Annotated in this window: 4 protein-coding genes and 1 pseudogene; 4 read left to right on the top strand and 1 reads right to left on the bottom strand. The window is 76.1% G+C overall.

The features are described from left to right. Window positions 1-109: 109 nt before the first annotated feature. Window positions 110-379 (top strand): annotated as a pseudogene (locus ACFWXO_RS21045) (MMPL family transporter); the annotation flags it as partial. A gap of 70 nt (window positions 380-449) precedes the next feature. Here the strand turns inward: ACFWXO_RS21045 and ACFWXO_RS21040 are convergent. Next, window positions 450-842: a nuclear transport factor 2 family protein gene (locus tag ACFWXO_RS21040; protein ID WP_375897373.1), complete on the bottom strand. Its 393-nt coding sequence runs from the start codon at window positions 840-842 to the stop codon at window positions 450-452. 96 nt (window positions 843-938) lie between these two features. On the opposite strand from ACFWXO_RS21040, the gene ACFWXO_RS21035 reads away from it, so the two are divergent. From ACFWXO_RS21035 to ACFWXO_RS21025, 3 genes are all read left to right on the top strand, one after another. Next, entirely contained in the window at window positions 939-1,385 is a 447-nt protein-coding gene (locus ACFWXO_RS21035; RefSeq protein WP_380525329.1) for a MarR family winged helix-turn-helix transcriptional regulator, read from the top strand. A gap of 207 nt (window positions 1,386-1,592) precedes the next feature. Then, entirely contained in the window at window positions 1,593-2,792 is a 1,200-nt protein-coding gene (locus ACFWXO_RS21030; RefSeq protein ID WP_380525328.1) for a serine hydrolase domain-containing protein, read from the top strand. Window positions 2,793-2,954: 162 nt separating this feature from the next. Then, window positions 2,955-3,986 (top strand): AraC family transcriptional regulator, encoded by a 1,032-nt coding sequence (locus ACFWXO_RS21025; protein WP_380525327.1) that lies wholly within the window; start codon window positions 2,955-2,957, stop codon window positions 3,984-3,986. Window positions 3,987-4,163: the final 177 nt, after the last annotated feature.

Here is a 4,163-nt window from a genome sequence, read left to right as displayed (position 1 = left end):
TCCGTTAAATTGTCTCTGCTATATCCTAGCCTGATACTAATAATAAATATAATTCACCCCCCGCCCCCCCCCCCCCGCGCCCCGGCCCCCCCCCCCCCCCCCCCCGGACTCCGTGGCGCACGCGCTGGAGATCACCGCGCGGGTGATCACCTGCGCCGCGCTGATCATGGTGAGCGTGTTCGCCGCGTTCATCGTCAGCGACAACGTGGTGATCAAGATGATGGGGCTGGGCCTGGCGGTCAGCGTGCTGGTGGACGCCACGGTGGTGCGGCTGCTGCTGGTGCCGGCGGTGATGACGCTGCTGGGGCCGGCCGCCTGGTGGACGCCGCGCTTCCTGGACCGGGTGCTGCCGCACATCGACACCGAGGGCGCGGGCGAACAACCGTAGGGCGGGCGCGGCGTCCGGCGGGCGCGGTGGTCAGCGGGCGCGGCGTCCGGCGGGCGCTCGGTCAGCGGGCGCTGCCGAGGTCGCGGTCGTGGTCGGCGCCCTCCAGCAGGAGGGTGGTCTCCTCGATCCGGCGGAAGCGGCCGTCGGGGGCGAACTCGGCGAAGAGGTAGACCTCCATGCGGACGGTGGAGCCGTCGGTCTTGGTGATGGTCATGGTGTGGCGGTCGGCGTAGCGGTGGCCGTCGACCAGCTCCTCGTGGACCTCGACGGAGCCGTCGGCCACGACCGTGCGCAGGTGGGCGATGTGGGCCAGGAACTCGCCGCGGTCGTCCCAGCGGCCGTCGGTGCGCTGGCGGTAGTCGGGGGCGAAGTGCCGGTCGACGGCCTCGTGGAGGTCCAGGCCCGGGGTGAGGAGCAGGTCGGCGAGGGCGGTGGTGATGTCGGTGTGCTGCACGGGGTCCTCCGATGACTTGTCACGAGAAAGTGCGTGCCTCAGGCACGCATCTGACAGTACAGGAAAAGCGTGCGCAGCGCACGCTAATCTGAGGGGGTGACGAATCCGACCGGACACGAGATCGCCGAGGCCCTGGGACTGCTGCTGCGGCGCAGCACCCGCACCGGCCTGCACGCCCAGCTGACCGACGGCCTGGGGGAAGCCGTCGACGAGCTCACCTACCCGGTGCTCAGCGGCCTGGCCCGCACCGGCCCGTGCAGCGCCGCCGACCTGGGCCGCGAGATCGGGCTGGACCGCACCACCGTGACCCGCCGCGCCGACCGGCTGGAGGAGGCCGGGCTGCTGCGCCGCGAGGCCGACCCCGGTGACCGGCGCGCGACCCTGCTCGTCCTCACCGACCGCGGACGGGACGCGGTACGGGCCACCCGGCAACGCCTGGCGGCCCGCATCGAGGACTCCCTCGCCTCCTGGCCGGCGGACGACGCCCGGGCCTTCGCCCGGCTGCTGCGCACCTTCGTGGACGAGGGGCCGTTCCAGGGCTGACACCCCGGGCCCGGGGTTCCGGGCCCCGGGCCGTCGGACCAGGATCCGGGTCCGGGTCCGGGTCCGACGGCCCGGCGCGGTGATCGACCAGGCGGGTCACGGCGGGCGTCCGGCCGTTTCCCCGGGTCCGCGGGCGGTGATCCCTTGCCCCCGAACCACCCGGCCACCCGGCCACTGGCACCCGCACCGCCCTCCGGAGGATCCGTCATGTCACCGCGCCCCCGCCGCCGTCCACGGCCCGCCGTCACCGCCCTGCTGACCGCGTCGCTGGCCGCCTCGCTCGCGCTGGCCCCCGCCGCCGGCGCCGCCGCGGGCGGCGGGCCCGAGGGCCGCCAGGACGGCCGCCAGGACGGCGACCGGGCGCTGCGGGCCCGGCTGCAGGAGCTGGTGGACCGCCCGGACGGCCCGCCCGGCGCCATCGCCGTCCTGCGCGAGGACGACCGGGTCCGGGTGATCCGGGCCGGCACCGCCGAACTCGGCACCGGCCGCCCGCCCCTCGCCGAGGACCACATGCGCCTGGCCAGCGCCGCCAAGGCGTTCAGCGGCGCCGTCGCCCTGCGACTGGTGGACTGCGGACTGCTCGGCCTCGACGACACCCTCACCGCCCGGCTGCCCGCGCTGCCCGCCGACTGGGGCGCGGTGACGCTGCGCCAGCTGCTCAACCACACCAGCGGGCTGCCCGACTACAGCAGGGCCCCGGCCTTCGGCGACCTGCTGAGCGCCGACCCCCACCACGTCTTCGACTCCCGCCACCTGCTGGACTTCGTCGCCGACGAGCCCCTGGAGTTCACCCCCGGCACCCGCTACCAGTACTCCAACTCCGACAACATCGCCGTCGCCCTGATGGCCGAGGCCGCCACCGGGCAGCGCTACGAGGACCTGCTCGCCTCCGAGGTCTACCGCCCGCTCGGACTCACCCGCACCAGCCTGCCCTCCGGCTACCGGCTGCCGAGGCCCTACCTGCACGGCTACGCCGTCGAACCGCCCGCCCCGCCGCAGGACGTCAGCACCGAGTACGGCGCCTCCGGCTCCTGGGCCTCGGGCGGCCTGGTCTCCACCCCCGCCGACTTCAACGCCTTCGCCGCCGCCTGGGCGGGCGGCCCGCTGATCGGCGACGCCACCCGCGCACAGCAGCGGACCTTCGTCGACGGCGCCTCCGAACCCGCCGGCCCCGGCACCAACCACGCCGGACTGGCGATCTTCGAGTACACCACCCGCTGCGGCACGGTGTACGGCCACACCGGCAACACCCCCGGCTACACCCAGCTCGGCGCGGGCACCGCCGACGGGCGGCGCAGCCTGACCGTCTCCGTCACCACGCAGGTCAACCGGAGCGGCACCCCGGACCTGCTGGCGCACCTGCGGGCGGTCGAGGAGGACTTCGTCTGCGCACTGCTGGCCCCCTGACCGGGCGCGGCCCCGGACGCGGACCGGGCGCGGGTACGGGGCTGGGCACGGGGCAGGCACGGGGGTCCGGGCCGGCGACCGGGCCGGGATCGGTTACGGTCGACGGTCCGGCAGCGGCCGGGCCGGGAAGCGGAGCGGGAAGGGGGCGGCGAGGTGGCCGCGGTGACGGGGAGCGTGTTCCGGGGCGAGGGCGTGCCCGCGCGGGAGCGGTTCGACTGCTGGCGGGAGCTGATCGGGCGCACCCGGGCCAGCGAGATGACCAGCGAGCACGCCGACGACTTCCGGGCGGAGATGCGGCGCCTGGAGCTGGGGCCGGTGACCCTGCTGCGGTCCTCGTTCCCGCCGACGCGCTTCCGGCGCTCCGCCGCCATGGTGCGGCGCACGGACCCCGGGGTGTACCACCTGACGATGCCGCTCGACGGCGGGCTGTCACTGACCCGCGGCGCCAAGGAGCGCACCCGCACCTTCGGCCGGGGCGACCTGTACCTGGTGGACAGCTCCCACCCCTACGAGGTGCGGGCCCTCGGGGCCCGGGGCGGCGGCCGCCGGGAGCAGCGGACCGAGGCCGTGGGGATCGACTTCCCGGCCGCGCTGCTGCCGCTGCCGCCGCACCGGCTGCGCGACCTGCTGGGGCGGGGGTTCTCGGTGCGCGAGGGCACCTGCGCGCTGCTGTCGGACTTCCTGGTCGGGCTGGACCGGCAGGCGGCGGCGCTGGACCCGGCCGGGGCGGCCCGGCTGGGCACCATCGCGGTCGACCTGGTCGCCGCCTGGGTCGCCGGGGAGCTGGAGGCCGAGGCGGCCGTGCCGGAGGACACCCGCCAGCGCGCCCTGGTGGAGGCGGTGCGCGCCTTCGTGCGGCGCAACCTCCAGGACCCCGAGCTGTCGCCGGCGGTGATCGCCGCCGCCCACCACGTCTCCGTCAGCCACCTGCACCGGGTCTTCACCCGGCAGTCCGGGGAGTCCGGGGACGGCCGGACGCTGGCGGCCTGGATCCGCGGGCAGCGGCTGGAACGGGCCCGGCGCGACCTGGCCGACCCGGCGCTGCGCACCCTGGCGGTCCAGGCCGTCGCCGCCCGCTGGGGCTTCCCCCGGGCCGACGACTTCAGCCGCGCCTTCCGGGCCGCGTACGGGCTCTCGCCCCGTGAGCACCGCCACCGGGCCGCGGCCGAGCGGGCGCGGGACGGCGACGCGTAGACGCATTGCCAAGGAAGTGGAGACGCAGGGACAACACGGGCGCCGCGCGCACTGGCATCCTCCACGAGGAACACCGCGACGCGCCGGGCCCGTCAGCCCCGCGCGGCAGAACCACCGGTGGGGGGGGGGGCCGCCCCCCGGGGGGCGCGCGCGGGCGCCGGCGCCCCTCCCCCGGCG

The organism is Kitasatospora sp. NPDC059088, from assembly GCF_042738155.1.
Lineage (GTDB): Bacteria > Actinomycetota > Actinomycetes > Streptomycetales > Streptomycetaceae > Kitasatospora.
Note: the sequence above shows the minus strand (reverse complement) of the source record. Positions and strands in the feature narration are given on the sequence as shown.